The sequence below is a fragment of the Bacillus sp. LR--39 genome, assembly GCF_053613335.1.
Genome location: NZ_JBSIOT010000716.1, coordinates 1 through 778, shown reverse-complemented (window position 1 = coordinate 778; position 778 = coordinate 1). Strand labels below are relative to the sequence as shown.

Annotated in this window: 2 pseudogenes; both read left to right on the top strand. The window is 42.7% G+C overall.

Annotated elements, in window-relative coordinates:
• Positions 1-424, top strand: a pseudogene (gene tcyK, locus ACWHAR_RS26065) (sulfur-containing amino acid ABC transporter substrate-binding protein TcyK); the annotation flags it as partial.
• 21 nt (positions 425-445) lie between these two features.
• A pseudogene (tcyL, locus tag ACWHAR_RS26060) lies at positions 446-778 on the top strand (sulfur-containing amino acid ABC transporter permease TcyL); the annotation flags it as partial.

The window sequence follows — 778 nt, the reverse complement described above, 5'->3', positions numbered from 1 at the left end:
GCTTCAAAATAACGATACGATCCGTGGAATTGAAGACTTAAAAGGAAAACGGGTGATTACGAGTGCAACCTCCAACGGAGCGCTTGTACTGAAAAAATGGAATGAGGATAATGGACGGCCGTTTGAGATTGCCTATGAGGGCCAAGGCGCAAATGAGACTGCGAATCAGCTGAAATCGGGGCGTGCGGACGCAACGATCTCAACGCCTTTTGCAGTAGACTTTCAAAACAAGACGAGCACTATTAAAGAAAAAACCGTCGGTAATGTGCTTTCAAATGCCAAAGTGTATTTTATGTTTAACAAAAATGAACAAACGTTAAGTGACGATATTGATAAAGCCTTACAGGAAATCATTGATGACGGAACGTTGAAAAGGCTCAGTTTGAAATGGCTTGGTGACGACTATTCCAAAGAGCAGTATTAGGTAAAAAGAGAGGGAGCAGTGATGGAAAAAGCGTTTGATATGAACATGATTGGAGATTTTGTGCCGACGTTAACCGCTTATTTACCGGTTACATTATACATTTTAACACTGTCCTTGCTTTTCGGTTTTGTATTAGGACTCTTTCTGGCACTGCCCCGCATCTATAATATTCCAATTGTAAATCAATTGGCAAAAGTGTATATCTCGTTTTTCAGGGGAACGCCTATCATGGTGCAGCTTTTCATCGTGTTTTACGGGATCCCGGCGCTTACGGGGCTTATCGGGATTGATACATCAAAAATGGACCCGTTTTATGCTGCTGTCGCAACCTACGCGTTAAGCAATGCAGCGGCA